Origin of the sequence: Chryseobacterium sp. KLBC 52, assembly GCF_003347605.1 — a bacterium.
Lineage (GTDB): Bacteria > Bacteroidota > Bacteroidia > Flavobacteriales > Weeksellaceae > Chryseobacterium.
On sequence record NZ_QDFZ01000021.1, the window covers coordinates 87,159 to 104,823 of the forward strand.

General features: G+C 36.2%; 19 protein-coding genes. 4 read left to right on the plus strand and 15 right to left on the minus strand.

The annotated features are described in order from the left end of the window. Nucleotides 1-3: 3 nt before the first annotated feature. The 9 genes from DDF69_RS19525 to pdxA form a co-directional block, all read right to left on the minus strand. Complete coding sequence (locus DDF69_RS19525; RefSeq protein WP_114822240.1) at nucleotides 4-750, minus strand: glycosyltransferase family 2 protein; 747 nt, start codon at nucleotides 748-750, stop codon at nucleotides 4-6. 53 nt (nucleotides 751-803) lie between these two features. Then, the gene (locus tag DDF69_RS19530; protein WP_114822241.1) at nucleotides 804-1,568 is read right to left on the minus strand and encodes a polysaccharide deacetylase family protein; all 765 of its coding nucleotides are present in this window, start codon (nucleotides 1,566-1,568) and stop codon (nucleotides 804-806) included. 1 nt (nucleotide 1,569) lies between these two features. Next, on the minus strand, nucleotides 1,570-2,370 hold the full coding sequence (locus DDF69_RS19535; RefSeq protein ID WP_114822242.1) for a glycosyltransferase family 2 protein: 801 nt from the start codon (nucleotides 2,368-2,370) through the stop codon (nucleotides 1,570-1,572). Then, nucleotides 2,371-3,618 carry an ornithine--oxo-acid transaminase gene (gene rocD, locus DDF69_RS19540; RefSeq protein WP_114822243.1) on the minus strand — a complete coding sequence of 416 codons (1,248 nt, stop codon included), beginning with the start codon at nucleotides 3,616-3,618 and terminating at the stop codon, nucleotides 2,371-2,373. Nucleotides 3,619-3,930: 312 nt separating this feature from the next. Beyond that, nucleotides 3,931-5,286 (minus strand): acetyl-CoA carboxylase biotin carboxylase subunit, encoded by a 1,356-nt coding sequence (accC, locus tag DDF69_RS19545; RefSeq protein WP_045501198.1) that lies wholly within the window; start codon nucleotides 5,284-5,286, stop codon nucleotides 3,931-3,933. A gap of 84 nt (nucleotides 5,287-5,370) precedes the next feature. Beyond that, the gene (gene accB, locus DDF69_RS19550) at nucleotides 5,371-5,853 is read right to left on the minus strand and encodes an acetyl-CoA carboxylase biotin carboxyl carrier protein (RefSeq protein ID WP_034692974.1); all 483 of its coding nucleotides are present in this window, start codon (nucleotides 5,851-5,853) and stop codon (nucleotides 5,371-5,373) included. Between the two features lie 127 nt (nucleotides 5,854-5,980). Continuing rightward, entirely contained in the window at nucleotides 5,981-6,184 is a 204-nt protein-coding gene (gene rpmF, locus DDF69_RS19555; protein ID WP_002976251.1) for a 50S ribosomal protein L32, read from the minus strand. Nucleotides 6,185-6,251: 67 nt separating this feature from the next. After that, complete coding sequence (locus DDF69_RS19560; protein ID WP_114822244.1) at nucleotides 6,252-6,782, minus strand: YceD family protein; 531 nt, start codon at nucleotides 6,780-6,782, stop codon at nucleotides 6,252-6,254. Nucleotides 6,783-6,866: 84 nt separating this feature from the next. Then, nucleotides 6,867-7,958, minus strand: a complete 1,092-nt coding sequence (gene pdxA, locus DDF69_RS19565) for a 4-hydroxythreonine-4-phosphate dehydrogenase PdxA (protein WP_114822245.1) — start codon at nucleotides 7,956-7,958, stop codon at nucleotides 6,867-6,869. Nucleotides 7,959-8,006: 48 nt separating this feature from the next. On the opposite strand from pdxA, the gene DDF69_RS19570 reads away from it, so the two are divergent. From DDF69_RS19570 to DDF69_RS19580, 3 genes are read left to right on the plus strand one after another with little or no spacing between them, the layout of a single operon-like run. After that, entirely contained in the window at nucleotides 8,007-8,591 is a 585-nt protein-coding gene (locus DDF69_RS19570) for a riboflavin synthase (RefSeq protein WP_114822246.1), read from the plus strand. A gap of 1 nt (nucleotide 8,592) precedes the next feature. Then, nucleotides 8,593-10,047: a sensor histidine kinase gene (locus tag DDF69_RS19575; RefSeq protein ID WP_047435610.1), complete on the plus strand. Its 1,455-nt coding sequence runs from the start codon at nucleotides 8,593-8,595 to the stop codon at nucleotides 10,045-10,047. Then, entirely contained in the window at nucleotides 10,047-10,739 is a 693-nt protein-coding gene (locus DDF69_RS19580) for a tRNA1(Val) (adenine(37)-N6)-methyltransferase (RefSeq protein WP_114822247.1), read from the plus strand. Before DDF69_RS19575 ends, DDF69_RS19580 begins: the two co-directional genes overlap by 1 nt. 59 nt (nucleotides 10,740-10,798) lie before the next feature. Here the strand turns inward: DDF69_RS19580 and DDF69_RS19585 are convergent, their stop codons facing one another. Continuing rightward, entirely contained in the window at nucleotides 10,799-11,509 is a 711-nt protein-coding gene (locus DDF69_RS19585) for a cell division ATP-binding protein FtsE (protein ID WP_062675736.1), read from the minus strand. A gap of 153 nt (nucleotides 11,510-11,662) precedes the next feature. Beyond that, on the minus strand, nucleotides 11,663-11,821 hold the full coding sequence (gene rpmH, locus DDF69_RS19590) for a 50S ribosomal protein L34 (RefSeq protein ID WP_002976260.1): 159 nt from the start codon (nucleotides 11,819-11,821) through the stop codon (nucleotides 11,663-11,665). A gap of 235 nt (nucleotides 11,822-12,056) precedes the next feature. On the opposite strand from rpmH, the gene DDF69_RS19595 reads away from it, so the two are divergent. Next, complete coding sequence (locus tag DDF69_RS19595; RefSeq protein ID WP_114822248.1) at nucleotides 12,057-13,061, plus strand: DHH family phosphoesterase; 1,005 nt, start codon at nucleotides 12,057-12,059, stop codon at nucleotides 13,059-13,061. Between the two features lie 35 nt (nucleotides 13,062-13,096). Here the strand turns inward: DDF69_RS19595 and DDF69_RS19600 are convergent, their stop codons facing one another. The 4 genes from DDF69_RS19600 to DDF69_RS19615 all read right to left on the minus strand — a co-directional run. Continuing rightward, entirely contained in the window at nucleotides 13,097-13,903 is an 807-nt protein-coding gene (locus DDF69_RS19600) for a patatin-like phospholipase family protein (protein ID WP_114822249.1), read from the minus strand. 72 nt (nucleotides 13,904-13,975) lie between these two features. Further along, nucleotides 13,976-14,758 carry an alpha/beta fold hydrolase gene (locus DDF69_RS19605; protein ID WP_114822258.1) on the minus strand — a complete coding sequence of 261 codons (783 nt, stop codon included), beginning with the start codon at nucleotides 14,756-14,758 and terminating at the stop codon, nucleotides 13,976-13,978. A gap of 110 nt (nucleotides 14,759-14,868) precedes the next feature. Next, entirely contained in the window at nucleotides 14,869-15,393 is a 525-nt protein-coding gene (locus tag DDF69_RS19610) for a biopolymer transporter ExbD (RefSeq protein ID WP_114822250.1), read from the minus strand. A gap of 262 nt (nucleotides 15,394-15,655) precedes the next feature. Further along, a partial coding sequence (locus DDF69_RS19615; RefSeq protein WP_114822251.1) for a protein-disulfide reductase DsbD family protein occupies nucleotides 15,656-17,665 on the minus strand: 2,010 nt, incomplete at its 5' end.

The window sequence follows — 17,665 nt, forward strand, 5'->3', positions numbered from 1 at the left end:
CAACTAATTTTGCTCTTTTTTTAATGATTCATAGGTTTCATAAACGCTTAAAGATTGCAGGTAGGATAACTGATAGCCTTCTTTTCCGTCTAAAATACCAAGTCTCATTATATAGGCTTTAAAGAATTTAAAAGCAGTTTTAAGATATTGAACTAAAACATTGTACTTTTTTCCTTTAGCTGCCAGTTCTTTCCCCTTTAAAACTCCATAATGAATCATTTTTTTTCTGTAAGATTCATAATCTGAAACGGAGTAATGGAGTAATTTATTTTTTAAAACTCCGATGGTTCCGTTAACTTCCAGAGTTTCATGTACCTTTTTTCCTGCCGTATATCTGGCTTTCGATTTTCTGAAAAGTCTGAAATTTTTATCAGACTGTGTTCCTGAAAAATGAATCGGTTTCTCGGCAAAAAAGAATTTCCTGTAAAAATAGTAGGCATCTTTTTGCCCTGGTTTATTAAGCTCATCAATAATTTCCTGCTTCAGGGCTGGTGTAATTCGCTCATCACCATCTAAAAATAAAACCCAGTCATTAGTTGCAGTATCAAGAGCCAGATTTCTCTGCTTTGTAAAGTCTTCAAATTTATTCTGAATCACCTTTACATTGGGGAATTTCTTCGCAATTTCTACAGTGTTATCTGTACTAAAGGAGTCTACAACTATTATTTCATCACAGAAATCAAAAGACTCCAGGACATCCTGTATATTTTTTTCTTCATTATATGTTATGATCAAACCACTTATATTCATCACAACGCTTTGTTTGACAGGAAAGTAGGTAAGTACTCCCCTAAAATTGTTTTTTAAAATAGTTTTAATCTGCCAAAGATAAGTTTTAATTTGAATTTTATAAGTGAATCTTTGCCTTTTATATCAATTCTACACAGTTCATATCGGCGCTGGGTAGGGTAATAATTCACCTTATTTCCAATTCTTACTGCAAAATCGATTCCTATTTTTTCCAAAATAGAAAAAAATGCTAATTTATCATGTTTTTTTTGTGGATACTTTCCATAGGGATAGGCTAAAACCTTTGAATACCTGATGTTATGGGCATCGAGGATTTCCATGTTTTTTTTTAGATCTTTTTCTATAAAATCAAGGGAAACATTTCTTACATTTTCATGGGCATGACTGTGAAGGGCAATTTCAAAATATTTTTGATCCAGACTTCTGATTTCATCAAAGGTCATCATGGGATAATTGTTATATCCTTTTTCAATAAATCCTGTTGGAATAAAAATGGTCGCCTTCAGATGATACTTTTCCAGTAAAGAGGGAAGATACTCAAGATTGTTTCTATATCCGTCATCAAAGGTGATGATAACGTTTCTTTTTGTTGAAAGGGTAAGTTCTGAAAAAAAATATGAAGTATACTTTTTTGAACTCAGATATGACAGCTGCTGTTCAAGATTTTTTAAACTGACAGTAAGATCTTCATGGCTTTCTTTTTCAACCTGGTGGTACATAAGAATGACCAGTCTGTTGTATGGCACGGCAAATAAATAGAGACGGAAATATACAACGATAAATACCGCTAATAAAAGAGGAATAAGATACAGGATCATACTATTTTACGGTATTTTTTTCAATTTCCTGATGCCGTATTTTTTCATACAGCCGTATTCTTTCATGCAGTTTAATGTATTTCAGAAAGGTGTAATAAGCCATTGTTTTGGCAATATAAAATCCTGGAAATCCATCCAGAAAACCTAATCTGAAAATAAAAACCTTGATAAATTCAAAAACAGGACTTACAATAATTTTAAATCTGTTGATTTTTTTTCCTCTTTCAAACATCTTTTCAGCCATCATATCAGAATATCTATTGATTTTGGATACATGATGATGAATGCTTTTGTAAGTATAATGATCCAGTTTACCTTCCATAAGGCCCACTTTCTGATCGGTAATCAGAAATTCATGAACTTTATCATCAGAATACTTTACATATTTTTTTCTGAAAAGCCTTTCACGGTATACATTTCCCCATCCTCCGAACCGGATCAGGTGAATCCCAAGATGATTGTTGAATTTTGCTTTATACACATTGAATTCAGTATTTTCTGAAGAAACAATGTTTTGTATAGATTTTTTCAGATTTTGGTCAGGAACTTCGTCTGCATCCAGAAACAAAACCCATTCATGGGAACATAAATGAAGGGCATGGTTTTTTTGTTCACCATACCCATTAAATTTTTTCTCAAAGAATTTTACCTGAGGATATTTTTGAGTGCAAATCTCTTTGGTCTTATCTGTAGAAAAGCTGTCGACAATAATGATTTCATCCACAATATCTGTTAATGAATCTAAAAGTCTTACAATATTCTCTTCTTCATTATAAGTAATGATTGCAAGGGAAAGAGCCATTTATTTATACTCAAGAATAGTCTTTTCAATAATCTTCACGCAATCCAGCAACTGCTCTTCTGTAATTACCAATGGCGGTGCAAGTCTTATGATATTACCGTGGGTAGGTTTTGCGAGCAATCCGTTTTCTTTTAATTGTAAGCAAAGGTTCCATGCTGTAGAACTTTCAGGAGTATCATTGATCAGAATAGCGTTTAAAAGGCCTTTTCCTCTTACTTTGGTAATAAGGTCTGTCTTTTCAATAAGCTTCTCTATTTCAGCTCTGAAAAGCTTTCCTAATTCTTCTGCTCTTTCAGACAGTTTTTCATCAGCTACCACGTCCAATGCTGCTACTGCTACTGCACATGCAATAGGGTTTCCTCCAAATGTGGAACCGTGTTGCCCCGGTTTGATAACATTCATGATGTTGTCATTTGCCAACACCGCGGATACAGGATACATTCCTCCGGAAAGTGCTTTTCCCAGGATCAAAATATCTGGTTGTACATTTTCGTGGTGGCATGCAATCAGTTTTCCTGTTCTTGCAATACCCGTCTGAACTTCATCAGCAATGAAAAGGACATTGTATTTTTTACATAATTCAGAAGCATTTTTAAGGAAATTTTCATCCGGAACATATACTCCGGCTTCTCCCTGGATAGGTTCTACCAGGAATGCTGCAATATTTGCTGCTTCTCTGCTAAGAACTTCTTCTAATGCTGTAATATCGTTATAAGGAATTTTAATAAATCCTGGCGTAAAAGGTCCGTAGTTTTGGTTGGCATCCGGATCATTAGAGAAAGAAACAATCGTTGTGGTTCTTCCGTGGAAGTTGTTTTCGCAAACGATAATTTTCGCTGCGTTTTCCGCAATTCCTTTTACTTCATAACTCCACTTTCTGGCTAGTTTTACCGCAGTTTCCACAGCTTCAGCTCCGGAATTCATGGGTAAAACTTTATCAAACCCAAAAAGGGTAGTGATTTTCTGTTCGTACTCTCCTAATTTAGAGTTATAGAATGCTCTTGAAGTTAATGCCAGCTTTTGTGCCTGCTCTACCAATGCACCTACAATTTTTGGGTGGGAGTGCCCCTGGTTCACAGCAGAATATGCTGAAAGAAAATCATAGTATTTTTTACCTTCTACATCCCAAACGAAAACACCTTCTCCACGGTCCAGAACTACTGGAAGCGGGTGATAGTTATGTGCTCCATGTTTGTCTTCAAGGTCAATAAAATACTGTGAGTTTTTTGTTTGTTCTGCTGTTGACATATATTTTGGTTTTCAACAAATTTACGCAATATTAATGATATGTATAAACAAATAACTAGTATCGTTTCAGGGTAAAATTAAAGTAGATTTTAGGGTGGAATAATATTGTATAAGAAAATAATTTCTTTGTTGATCAGTTGTTTTAGGTATTATATCTTTATAAGGGCAGAATTTTATTTTTGGTCTGTTTATTAATTTTTATTAATGAATGGTAAGAGGCTATTTCAATTCCGTTTATAGGGTCTGAATTAAAAGGGTTATAAAAAAAACTGCCTCAAAAGAGGCAGCTTCAGTTTTATTTTTAAAATAATCCTAGTGATTATCATATTTTCTGTCCATTACAAAATCCTCCATGAATTTTGTGGTGTAGTTTCCTGCAAGATAATCTTCATTATCCATCAGTTGTCTGTGGAAAGGAATTGTTGTTTTTACACCTTCAATATAGAATTCTTCAAGAGCACGTCTCATTTTTGCAATAGCTTCCTCACGGGTTTGAGCCGTAGTGATAAGTTTAGCAATCATAGAGTCGTAGTTAGAAGGAATTGTATATCCGGAATACACGTGAGTGTCTACTCTGATTCCGTGTCCTCCAGGGATGTTTAATCCTGTGATTTTTCCTGGAGACGGTCTGAAATCCGCGTAAGGATCCTCTGCGTTGATTCTACATTCGATTGAATGTAATTTAGGATAATAGTTGATTCCTGAAATAGGAGTTCCAGCCGCAAGAAGAATTTGTTCTCTGATCAGGTCATAATCAATTACCTGCTCAGTGATAGGGTGCTCTACCTGGATTCTTGTATTCATTTCCATGAAATAGAAATTTCTGTGTTTGTCTACAAGGAATTCGATAGTTCCTACCCCTTCATATCCAATGAATTCAGCAGCTTTTACCGCAGCGTCACCCATTTTCTCACGAAGTTCGTCTGTCATGAAAGGAGAAGGCGTTTCTTCAGTTAATTTCTGATTTCTTCTCTGTACGGAACAGTCTCTTTCAGAAAGGTGGCAAGCTTTACCAAATTGGTCACCCGCAACCTGAATTTCGATGTGTCTAGGCTCTTCAATCAGTTTTTCCATGTACATACCTCCGTTTCCAAAGGCAGCTACAGCTTCCTGAATAGCAGATTCCCAGTGATCTTTAAGGTCTTCAGCTTTCCAAACAGCTCTCATCCCTTTACCTCCACCACCGGCAGTAGCTTTGATCATTACAGGGTATCCTGTTTCTTCAGCTACTTTTACAGCGTGTTCGTAAGATTCGATCAATCCGTCAGAACCTGGTACACATGGTACACCTGCTGCTTTCATGGTAGCCTTAGCATTTGCTTTATCTCCCATTTTTTCAATCTGTTCAGGAGAAGCACCAATAAATTTGATACCGTTCTTCTGGCAGATTCTTGAGAAGTTAGCATTTTCAGATAAGAATCCGTAACCTGGGTGAATTGCATCAGCATTGGTAATTTCCGCAGCAGCAATAATGTTAGGGATTTTAAGATAGGAGTCTTTACTCATTGCAGGGCCAATACATACCGCTTCATCAGCAAATCTTACGTGAAGACTGTCTTTATCAGCAGTAGAGTATACCGCAACGGTTTTGATCCCCATTTCTTTACAAGTACGTAAAATACGCATTGCAATTTCGCCACGATTGGCTATTAATATTTTTTTGAACATCTTAATACGATTTGAAATTTGAAAATTTGAAATTTGAAATTGACTTTATCATCAATTATCAATCATCATTAATCAATATTTTAATTAAGATGGATCTACTAAGAATAAAGGTTGGTCATACTCTACAGGAGTAGCGTCGTCCACTAAAATTTTAACAATTTTCCCGCTGATTTCAGATTCAATCTGGTTGAATAGCTTCATTGCTTCAATAACACAAACTACTTTACCAACAGAAACTTCGTCACCTACATTTACAAATACATCTTTATCAGGAGATGGCTTTCTATAGAAAGTACCAATCATTGGAGATTTGATTGTTACATATTTGCTGTCATCAGATGCAGCTTCAGCTTTTTCAGCAACAGGAGCAGCCGGAGTTGCAACAGGTGCCGGAGCAGCTACTGCTTGTGGAGCAGTGTGGTATACTGCAGGTTGTGCATAAACAGCATCGCTTCCAGCTAATGGAGTTTTAATAGTGATTTCGAAATCTTTAGTTTTGTACTTCACTTCTGAAACTTCAGCCTTAGATACAAACTTGATAAGATTTTGTATGTCTTTAATGTCCATAAATTTGATATTTGATTTGATGCCAAAGATACCAAAAAAACGTAAAAAACAACAAAAAACCGCCAAATTTTATCAAAATTGGGCGGTTTTTGTATTAAAATGAGGCTTTTTCAGCGAAAAGCGACTCTTAGTTTTCTTCAGTAGCAGCTACTTCTTTTTCCAATACTACTTTACCTCTGTAGTACAATTTTCCTTCATGCCAGTGAGCTCTGTGGTATAGGTGAAGCTCTCCTGTTGTTGCATCTTTAGCTAATTGAGGAACTACAGCTTTGTAGTGAGTTCTTCTCTTATCTCTTCTTGTAGACGATTGTCTTCTCTTTGGATGTGCCATTTTCTAATAACTTTTTTAATTGATGAGCGATGAGATTCATCATCTCATCATATTTAAATTATTCTATTTAATTATTGTCTTTTAATTTTCTTAAAGCATCCCATCTAGGGTCACTTTCATGTTCTTCTTCTTCAGTTACCTCAATATCTTTAGGACTGAACTGGTCAAGAATTTTAAGATCGTCATCACTTACATTCGGTGAAATCTTTTTCATCGGGATAGAAAGCATTACATTTTCGTAAATCAAATGTGCTACATTGAAAGCATGCTCTGCTGTAGGAATAGTAATGACATCTTCATTGCTGTCATCATATTCTTCCCCGAAATTCACCAGAATTTTGATTTCATTCTCAATAGGGTAGTCGAAATCTTCATTTGTGATATCACAAACCAACTCAACTAATCCATTAATTTTAATCTCAAATTCTAGAAAAGTAGTGTGCTTATCAAGGGATACATTTACTTCTATTCTAGGATTTGTAAATTCCTGCTCAGTGTCAAATAATTGAAAGAACGTTTTATCTATCTCAAACTTGAACTCGTGTCTTCCGTTTTTAAGTCCGGAAAAGCTTACGTCATAGTTTCTTAACTTGTCCATAAAATGAGTGTGCAAAAATATGCATTTTTTTTATAATAACAAATAAAATCTGAAACAAATTAATTTAAAATTTGTTTTAAAGATTTATGCTTCAGTTTCCTCCGGTAGATCTTCATCTATTCCGTTGTCTACAGCCATTTTTCTAGGCTGAAGGCGGTCATTCATCAGTTCGCTGTATTCACTTCTGTTCTTGAAAACCTTGATCGCTGTGAACAGCGCTTCTGTAAAACTCTGCTCATCGGCCACATTTTTTCCTGCAATATCGTAAGCAACTCCATGGTCAGGAGAGGTTCTGATAAAAGGAAGTCCGGCTGTATAATTTACTCCTTCCTCATAGGCTAATGTTTTGAAAGGAGCAAGTCCCTGGTCGTGATACATCGCCAAAACAGCATCGAAATTTTTGTATTTACTCGGCTGGAAAAAGCTGTCTGCAGGAAATGGTCCGAATGCCAGTATTCCGTTGTCAGAAAGTTCTTTAATAGCCGGGCTGATGATTTCAATTTCCTCGTTTCCAATAACGCCTCCGTCACCTGCGTGAGGATTTAATCCTAATACGGCAATTTTAGGCTTTTGAATACAAAAATCTTCTATTAGTGTCTGATTTAATACTCTGATCTGTTTCTTTATTTTTTCCTTGGAAATATTTTCAGCTACCTGTGCAATAGGAATATGATGCGTGGAAACAGCTACTTTAAGATCTTCAGTAACAAGGAACATTAATCCTTTTTTGTTGAATTTCTCTTCAAAATAGCCTGTATGTCCGGCATGCTTGAATCCCATTTTTACCATTTCATCCTTGTTGATCGGAGCGGTTACCAATACATCGATATCTCCTTTCATCAAAGCTTCAGTAGCTGCTTCTAAAGAATCAATCGCCATTTTCGTAGATTCTTCAGTAGGAACTCCCAATTCTACATTCACGTTTTCTTTGGTAAGGTTCACCATATTGAGTTTCCCTGCCTGTGCCTGTGAAGGCTCGTTAACATAGTTGAAATTAAGATTCAGCTTAAAAATGTTTTTCTGATAAGTGAATAATTTTCCCGAACCAAAAATTACAGGAGTGAAAAAATCTGTAATAGTTTTGTCTTTCAGAGACTTCATAATGATCTCCGGACCGATGCCGTTGAAATCACCGATTGAAATTCCTACTCGTACTTTATGGTTTTTTGGGCTCATTTTGATTATCTTTGAAGATTATAATTTACAAATTTAGCAAAAAATAATATGTTCACAGGAATTATTGAAGCAGTTGGTGTTATTGAGAAGATTGAAGAAAAAGGAAGCAATATAGATTTTACCCTGACTTGCCCTTTTACAAACGAACTGAAAATTGATCAAAGCCTTGCCCACAACGGCTGTTGTCTTACAGTTGTTGAGATCAAAGACAATCATTATGTGGTTACAGCGATTAACGAAACACTGGAAAAAACCAACCTTGGAAAATGGGAATTGGGAACTGTTGTGAACCTTGAGCGTTGTATGAAGATGGATGGAAGACTGGATGGTCATATTGTTCAGGGACACGTTGATAAGACCGGTGAAGTGGTGAGTATCGAAAATAAAGACGGAAGTTATTTTATTACGATGAAGTATGAAAATGACGGAACTTTTGTAACGGTACCTCAGGGATCCATTACAGTAAACGGGATCAGTCTTACTGTTGCTAAAAGTGAAGACAGTCAGTTTTCTGTAGCTATTATTCCTTATACCTGGGAATTCACAAATATGAAACATTTGAAAATTGGTGACAAAGTAAACCTGGAATTTGATATCATTGGTAAGTATATTGCTAGGTTAATTAAAAAGTAGAATGTCAATAAATAAGTATAAAGGATATAGCTTAAGAAACCGGGTGTTTTTCGGTTTCTTGCTGGTATGTTTTTTAAGTGTCGTTGCTACATCTCTTGTTCCTTACTTTGTATTGAGAAATCATTCTTTGCAGCAGAGTAATATCGATATGCAGGATAAAACCAATGCTGTCATGCGATATCTGGACTATGCCGTAAGCCAGACCCTGATAGAAACGAAAGATCTTCCGGAAGTTTTAGGGAATAAAATCTTTGAAATAGCGGATATCAACCAGCATGACATTTTTATTTATGATCTGAAAGGAAATTATTTGCTTTCCAACAAAGATGAAGGATTGGTTGAGCAGAAAACAATTCCTATAGAAATCATCAATAAGATTCTGTCTACCGACGCAAGGGTAGATATGGTGAATTATGATGCTGCTAAGGATGCAAAACTGACTTCTTCCTATCTTTTGCTGAAAAATAATGAACTTGAACCTATCGGAATTGTTTATATCCCTTTATACCACAATGAATCTGCTTATCTGGAGGTTCTTCATCAATATGTAAAATATATTCTTTTAGTCGATATATTCCTTATCTTATTTAGTATATGGATCAGTTGGGTGACTTCTAATAGCCTTGCGAAAACCATTACGAAATTCTCTGATATGATTACCCGTATTACGTTATTTGAAAACGAAATGCGTCCTATCAGATATTATAAGAATGATGAGCTTAATGCTCTGGCAAGAGCGTATAACAGAATGATTCTACAGATTCAGGATCAGAAAGAAAGACTTAGATTCAAAGCATCTGAAGAAGCATGGAGAGAAATGGCCAAGCAGGTGGCTCATGAGGTGAAAAATCCATTGACTCCGATGAAATTGACTATTCAGAATTTTGAAAGAAAATTTGATCCTGAAGATCCGAATATCAGAGAAAGAGTAAAGCAAATGAGTAAAACTATTGTCGATCAGATTGATCTGATTGCTACAGTAGCCTCAGCATTCTCAGAATTTGCCAAACTTCCTGAAAAAAATAATGAAGTGATCAATCTGAATACGGAAGTTGAAGATATTCTCCGTGTATTCAATGATGACAGTATTTTCATGCATGCCAACAAGACGAATATAATGATCAATATGGACAGAATTTATCTTTCCAGAATCATTACAAACCTTGTGACTAATGCAAAACAGGCAGAAAGTGACCAGAGGAAACTCATTATCAATGTGGATGTGGAGCAGCATCAGAGAAGGGTGATGATCTCTGTTCAGGATAACGGAGTCGGGATTCCTGAAAACATGTATGAAAGAATATTTGAACCGAATTTCACCTCTAAAAGTAGTGGGATGGGGCTTGGTTTGTCCATGGTGAGAAAAATGATCGAGGATTATAAAGGTGAGATCTCTGTGAAATCAGAAGTGGGAAAGGGATCTACATTCATTATTACACTGCCTACTAATTTATAGTGAAGCCTTTTATATTTAAACAATTTCAAATTCAGCAGTCTAAAGATGTCTTCCGTGTAGGAACAGACGGTGTTTTGCTTGGGGCTTTGGCTGATGTTGAACATGCTTCCGGTATTTTGGAAGTGGGGACAGGCACGGGATTAATTTCTCTTATGCTGGCACAAAGAAATCCACAGGCAGGTTTTTTAGGGCTGGATATTAATGAAGATGCCGCAAAGCTTACCCAAGTCAATTTTGAACATTCTCCTTTTCATGCAAGGCTGAAAAATAGTCATCAGGATTTTAAAACTTTTGAGACTGAAGATCGTTTTGATCTTATTGTATCCAATCCTCCTTATTTTGAAGAATCAGGATCTGAAAAAGATAAGATTGCACGTCAGACCGTAGAATTGAACTTCAGACAGTTGATCAGCAAGGCAGCAGAATTATTGAACGAAAATGGAATATTTTCTGTGATCATACCTGTGGAAGCAGGAAAAGTTTTTATTTCCATCGGTAAAGAAAATAGGCTGTATCTAAACAGAAAAGTGAATATCAAAGGAATTGAAAATTCAAAGGCAAAAAGATTGATTCTGGAGTTTTCATCACAAGAAAAAGAAATCAACGAGTCTGATTTTATTATAGAAAAAAGTCCGAGACAATACTCGGACCAATATCTTGAACTCACCAAAGAGTTTCATGTTTTTAAGTAAAGAATTTAGAAATAAGATGTTAGAAGTTAGTTATTTCTGACCTTCTTATTTTTTTATTCTTATTCGAATAATTCTGAAGTATCCAATACAGAAACTTTTCCGTCTTCACATCTGATGGCTTCACCAGGGAAGTTCTGAATCATGTGATAATCGTGTGTTGCCATTACTACTGCAGCGCCATTTTCAAGGGCAACCTGCTTTAATAGCGTCATAATTTCGTTGGAAGTCTCAGGGTCAAGGTTTCCTGTAGGCTCATCCGCTAAGATAAGATCCGGGTGGTTCAGAAGGGCTCTTGCGATGGCAATACGCTGCTGCTCTCCTCCGGAAAGTTCGTGTGGCATTTTGTGCTTCTTGCTTTTCATGTTCACGCTTCCTAAAACCTCGTTGATACGGTCTTCCATTTTTACTTTGTCATTCCATCCTGTTGCTTCAAGAACGAATTTCAGATTCTTTTCAACCGTTCTGTCAGAAAGTAACTGGAAATCCTGGAATACGATACCTAGTTTTCTTCTTAAGTTAGGGATGTCAGACGGCTTGAGTTTTGCCAGATCAAATCCTACAACAGCTCCGTGTCCTGATGCTAATGGAATGTGTCCGTAAAGCGTTTTCAGTAGGGAACTTTTTCCGGAACCTGTTTTTCCGATAAGATAGCAGAATCTACCTTTCTTTATATTAAGATTTACATCAGAAAGTACAGTAAAGTTTTTTTGCGCAATCTTTGCATTTTGTAAACTTATAATATTGTCTCCGGCGATATTTGTATGTGGCATAATTTAATTTTAAAGGCTAATTCTTATAAAAATATTTCAACTTTTAAAAATAGAAAAAAGATGTTGATGTAGCCTAAATTTTAGTAAATTTTAACAACAAAAAATGCCTGAAAAGGAACTTCTCAAGCATGTTTTGTATATGATAATTAGAAATTATCTCTTAGCGCGTGCAGCACTTACAGTTAATCTCTTTCTGCCTTTAGCTCTTCTCGCAGCCAAAACTCTTCTTCCATTTGGCGTAGACATTCTTTCTCTGAAACCGTGTTTGTTTCTTCTCTTTCTTTCTGATGGCTGGAATGTTCTTTTACTCATTACTATATGTTTAAATCGTAATTAATCTATTAATTTTCAGGTTGCAAAGATATATAAATTTTTATAAGTTACAAACTTTAATGATCTTTTTTTAAAATAAAATGTAATGTTTTTCGGTGGGGTATTTATAAACCCTCATGGGAAAACCATTTTCCGGTACAAAAATAATATTTAAATGATTTATATAAAAGCTCTATCTTTGAAAACTTTAATTTTAACGAAAAATAAACACCGGATGTTTACACCAGCAGAACTTTTAGATATCAATACATTACTTACCCAGGATAGCAGAATAGTGATCCTTACCCATTATAACCCGGATGGAGATGCTATTGGTTCAAGCTTGGGATTAAAACATTATCTGAAAGCAAAAGGAATTCATGCAGAGGTTATCGTTCCTAATGATTTTCCGAAATTTCTGAAATGGATGCCGGAATCTAAGAAAGTTATTATTGCAGAATATAAAAGAAAACTGGCTGCTGATATGATTGCAGGCGCAGATGTTATTTTCTGCCTGGATTTTAATTCTCCGTCAAGAATCGGATTATTGGGAGACTGGCTGGTAAAAGCTCCGGGGAAGAAAATTCTTATTGATCATCACCAACAGCCGGAACAATTTGATTTTGTGTATTCTGATACGGTAATTCCTGCCACTTCACAGATGATTTACCATTTCATTGAAGCAATGAATGATGAAAAACTGGTGAATCAGGATATGGCAGAATGTCTTTATACCGGAATCATGACAGATACAGGTGGTTTCCGTTTTCGTTCCACCAGTGCTACTACACACAGGATTATTGCTAATCTTATTGAACACGGTGCAGATCCTGCCATGATCACTTCCAATACATGGGATACCAACACGGTTTCCAGACTGCATTTGCTTGCGTTGGTTCTTGGTAGGATAGAAGTAGTAAATGAGGGAACAGTAGCCGTTTTAAGCCTTACCAGAAATGAACTTAAAGAATTTGGTTTTCAGAAAGGAGATACAGAAGGTTTTGTGAATTATGGTTTGAGTATTGCCGGAGTGAAAATGTCTGCATTCTTCATGGAAGATCTGTACGAAGATTTCGTTAAAATTTCTTTCAGAAGCAAAGATGATGTGGACGTGAACCAATTCTCAAGAAAATATTTCAACGGTGGAGGGCATATTAATGCAGCTGGAGGGAAATCTTTAGATTCTTTAGCGGGAACTATAGTCAACTTCAAAGAAAAAGTGAAAGAAGAAGGTTTATAGGAACAAAAAACTGTAAATTTTTCTTATTAAAACTTCTAAATACTTTTACGAAACCCCTTTTCTTCAAGTTCCTGACAGGTATAATCGTACACCTGCTGAAACATTTCATCCATATATCTTTTGTTGAAAAGACTGTATTTCGTCATTTTGGGCGGATCCAAAAAGATATTGCAATATTTCGCTTTAGAATAGACCGACTTTGCAATCGCTAAGTGGAGAATTCTGTCAAATTCTTTCATCAGGCTCATCTTGCTTAATTCGTCATAGCTGATGGAATTGACGTGAGAGGCAATCAGAAAATTACATTTATCCATGATGGGTTCAATAGGGAGGTTATCCAGAACACCGCCATCCACATAAATTTTCTCACCCATCCTTACCGGAGGAAGAATAAAAGGAACGCTTGAGGAAGCCAGTAATGGTCCAAAAAGTTCTCCTTCAGAAAAGAAATCTACAATGCCATGTGTCATTTCCGTCGCAGCCACATACACCGGAATTTTTAAAATACTGAAATTGTCTTCAGGGAAATAATCTTTGAACAGTTTTAAAATAAAATTGGAGCTGAAGATTCCGTTTTTGGATAATTTTAAAGATGACCTGGAGAAAAAAGAAGTTTGCTTTACAATTTCCATCATTTCGTCCGGCGTTTTTCCAAAAGAATAAAAAGCACCAATAATGGATCCTGCGCTGGTTCCTGAAATAATGTGTGGTTTCAGATTGTATTCTTCCAAAGCTTTCAGTACAGCGATATGTGCAATCCCACGCATTCCTCCGCCTGAAAGTGTAAGTCCGATAACCGGTGGTGCCGGTGGTTTCTTTTTTTTGAATGAAAATAAAGCCATTACCCAAATTATCCTCTACTAATATACAGGATTTTTTGTTATGCACAGCTTAATTTGTCATGTTATCTGTTTTTATAAAACCAGTTTTTTAGGAAGATTGTGGAGAAGTTCCGTATTGATGATTTCTGCACAGATTCCCGGCTTTTCCCAATGTCCGTTATGGCCGCAGTCCAGAATGTAAGATTTGATATTCGTTCTGTCCGGAAGATCTTTGATCATCATATCGGTTTTTACCGCATTATCATGTTTACCTGCCAGTACTAATATTTTAGCTTCGAGATTTTCCAGAACATGCTTTTTGTCGGTTCTTTCTACCATACCTTTCACGCAGGCAAGTGCCCCCAGATTATTGGTGGAAAGGGCCGTTTCAAGGGCGATTTCAATTTTTCCTTCCAGAATATCTCTTTCATTCGGATTGAATAAATTAGGTACTCCGGCTCTTGCATAATGGGCAAAAGCATCTTTGATGATTCTATAGCTTTTGATTCGCTGCTGTTTTTTCTCTTCATCATCCGGAAAATACGTAGAGAAAAATAAAGTAAGACTTTTTAAAGAATCGGGATATTTCTCTGCAAAAGCGAGAGACGTATAGCCTCCCATAGAATGCCCCAGAAGATGTACTTTTTCTAAATGCTGATCATCCAATACTTTTTTTACTTCTTCAGCCATCAGTTCCATGGTGTGAACTTCAGCCAGAATTTCAGACTGTCCATGGCCGGGAAGATCAATTTTGAGCAGTGAAAAATCTTTGGAAAGGTGATGTTCCATATCGCTCCAGATGGATAGGTTTTCCATAAATCCGTGAAGAAGTACCAACGTTTCTTTTCCGTTTCCTTTTCTTTCAAAGTTCAGCATGATTCCAAAATTTAGAAGGTTAAAAATAATACAGCAGTTTGCATGCTGCGGATCTGTTTCTCCTTTCAAATTTAGTCAAAAAAAGAGCATTTAAAAAATGCCCTTGTCTTTTATTGAGTTAATTCCTTGTAAACCTTTGTTTCCCAAGGTTTTATGTCTGTTACGCCATATCTTTCCTTTTTAGAAATAGCAAGGTTGTCCAGCATGTCTACAAAATTTTTGTAGTTGGCTTCATCTGTTGGTTTTACAATCACTGTGAATTTATCAGGTGCCGGAGCATTTTTATACGCTTCAGCAATGATCTTTGAAATTTTTATTCCACTGAAATCTGTTTCTTTCAGGTTTCCTGTATTCAGATCTTTCTGATTGCTCTGATGATAAAATACCCGGTTGTCTTTTCCAAGGATAAAGGTAATCTGGTTTTGATCTCCGATTACAGGAATATCCGTAGGATGAGGGTTGGGATCTTTTGCCGGTAATCCCAAGTCCATTACATTAGGTTTTGTAAAATTAGTGGTGAACATAAAGAAGGTAATGAGTAAGAATCCCAGATCTACCATAGGCGTCATGTCCACGCGGATCATTTTTTTCTTTTGCTTTCCGCCTTGTTTTTCTTGTGCAATTACTTCTGCCATGATTAAAATTTTTAAATATTAAACGGTGTTTTTTTTGAAAAATTCTTACAACAAGCGTGCCTTGTTTATGGAATAATCAATAGATTCATGAATCTATTGATTGATTTTGTAATTATTTTTCAGATGCTCCCATTTTCTTTAATTTTTTTAAAAAATGATAATGATGACTTTGTTGCTTGGGCAATTGTTCTCATAAGCCGAAGATCGATACAAAAAAAACTCACACGATAAAGTGTGAGTTTTTGAATGATATGTAAATAATCTATTTATTCTTTTTATAGAAATTGACCCCGCATTCCAGGAATTTTTTGAAATCCTCTTTTGGCATGTATCCCGAAACAGGCGTGTTGATTACCTTTCCGTCAGGAGTGATTAAAACATAGTGAGGTTGAGAGTTGTTATTAAAATTTACCTGTTGGAATAAACTCCATCGGTCCCCAATTGTTTTTACCTTCTTGATCTGTCCGTCTCCAAGGTCAATTTTGGTTTTCTGATCCTCAGGAAGCTCTTCCTTATCATCTACATAGAGAGATGCCAGTACTACATCATTCTGAAGAATCGGTAAAATGTCCGGTTCGCTCCATACAAATTCCTCCATTTTTCTACAGTTTTCACATCCGTATCCTGTGAAGTCGATCAGGATGGGTTTGTCTTCTTTTTTAGCCAGTTCTATTGCTTTGAAGAAGTCGTGTTCCGGATGCATTCCTAAGATTCCGTCTTTCTCATCATGGAAATAGCTTACGTTCAATGGAGGCAAAATTCCGCTTAATAACTGAAGTTTCGGACGGTCAGATGGGATTAACCCCTGAACCAGATAGATTACAAAACCAATTCCCAATACCCCTAATATTTTTCTGGTGACAGAGATTTTAGGCTTTTTATCATCGTGAGGGAATCTGATCAATCCTAATAAATAGATTGCTAATCCTAAGGCGATAATAATCCAGATCGCAATGAAAAGTTCTCTTTTTAAGAAGAATGTTTTGGATACAAGATCTGCTTTAGACAAGAATTTCAATGCTAATGCCAGTTCTACGAATCCTAAAACAACTTTTACCGTATTCATCCATCCTCCGGATTTCGGAAGACTTTGTAATGCCTGCGGGAATAATGCCAGCAATCCAAAAATAATTGCCCATGCCAGCCCGAATCCTGCCAACGCAAAAGTCAACAGCATCGGAACGTTGGATGAACCTGTTACTGCGCTTCCCAGTAAACTTCCTAAAATAGGTCCTGTACATGAGAAAGAAACAATTACCAGGGTCAATGCCATAAAGAAAATACCGATAATTCCTCCTGCCTCTTCTGCTTTGGAAGATTTGTTGGCAATAGAACTTGGTAAAGTAATATCATAATACCCGAAGAAACTTCCGGCAAAGAAGATGAATATGATAAAGAACGCAATATTCAGCCATACACTGGTCGAAATCTCGTTGAAGATATTTCCGGCGATTCCATCAATAATATGGAAAGGAATACTTAGTAAAACGAAGATAAGAAGAATGAAAAACCCATAAATAAGAGCATCCCTTTTCCCTTTTGCTTTGTCCTTACTTCCTTTTGTAAAGAATGAAACGGTAAGTGGAATCATCGGGAAAACGCATGGCGTAAGCAAAGCAATTAATCCTCCGATAAATCCTAAGAATAGATACGTCCAGTAATTTTCATCCACCTTGGTAGAGGCGGTACCACAATCCGTCAATGGTTTTTTGAAATTAATACTTTCAATTTTCAGCTGCTTGGGATCCAGTTTTGAAGTTTCTGTGATCGTAGCTTCTGTTTTTGCAGGATTTTCAGTTACCGTCTCCGTTATTTTTACAGAGTCTTTTGCAGGACCTGCAGTTTCCTCGGTCGTAGCCTCTTCCGTTACTCCTTTTGGCGTAACTTTTTGATTGAATTCTAAAGTATTGGGAGCGAGACAAACTCTGTCGTCACAGGTCTGATACGTAATCTCAGAAGTGACATCTGCGGGTTTTGTCGGATCTTTTAATTTAAATTTCTGCTTAAATCCTGCAGAATTGGAGTAGAAAACAATTGTTCCTCCAAACGCTTCAGAAAATTCTTCATGCTTTTTACCTACTTCGGTAAATTTTCCGATCAACTCGATATTCTTTCCTGTTACTTTATACTCGGTCGGAATTCCGGTATCTTCCGGTAGATCTTTAGAGTAAATGTGCCATCCGCTTTCCATAGTAGCATTCAATACCGCTTCGTATTGATTATTCCCCAGGTCGTTGATGGTGAATTTAAACTTTACAGGATTTTTTATCTG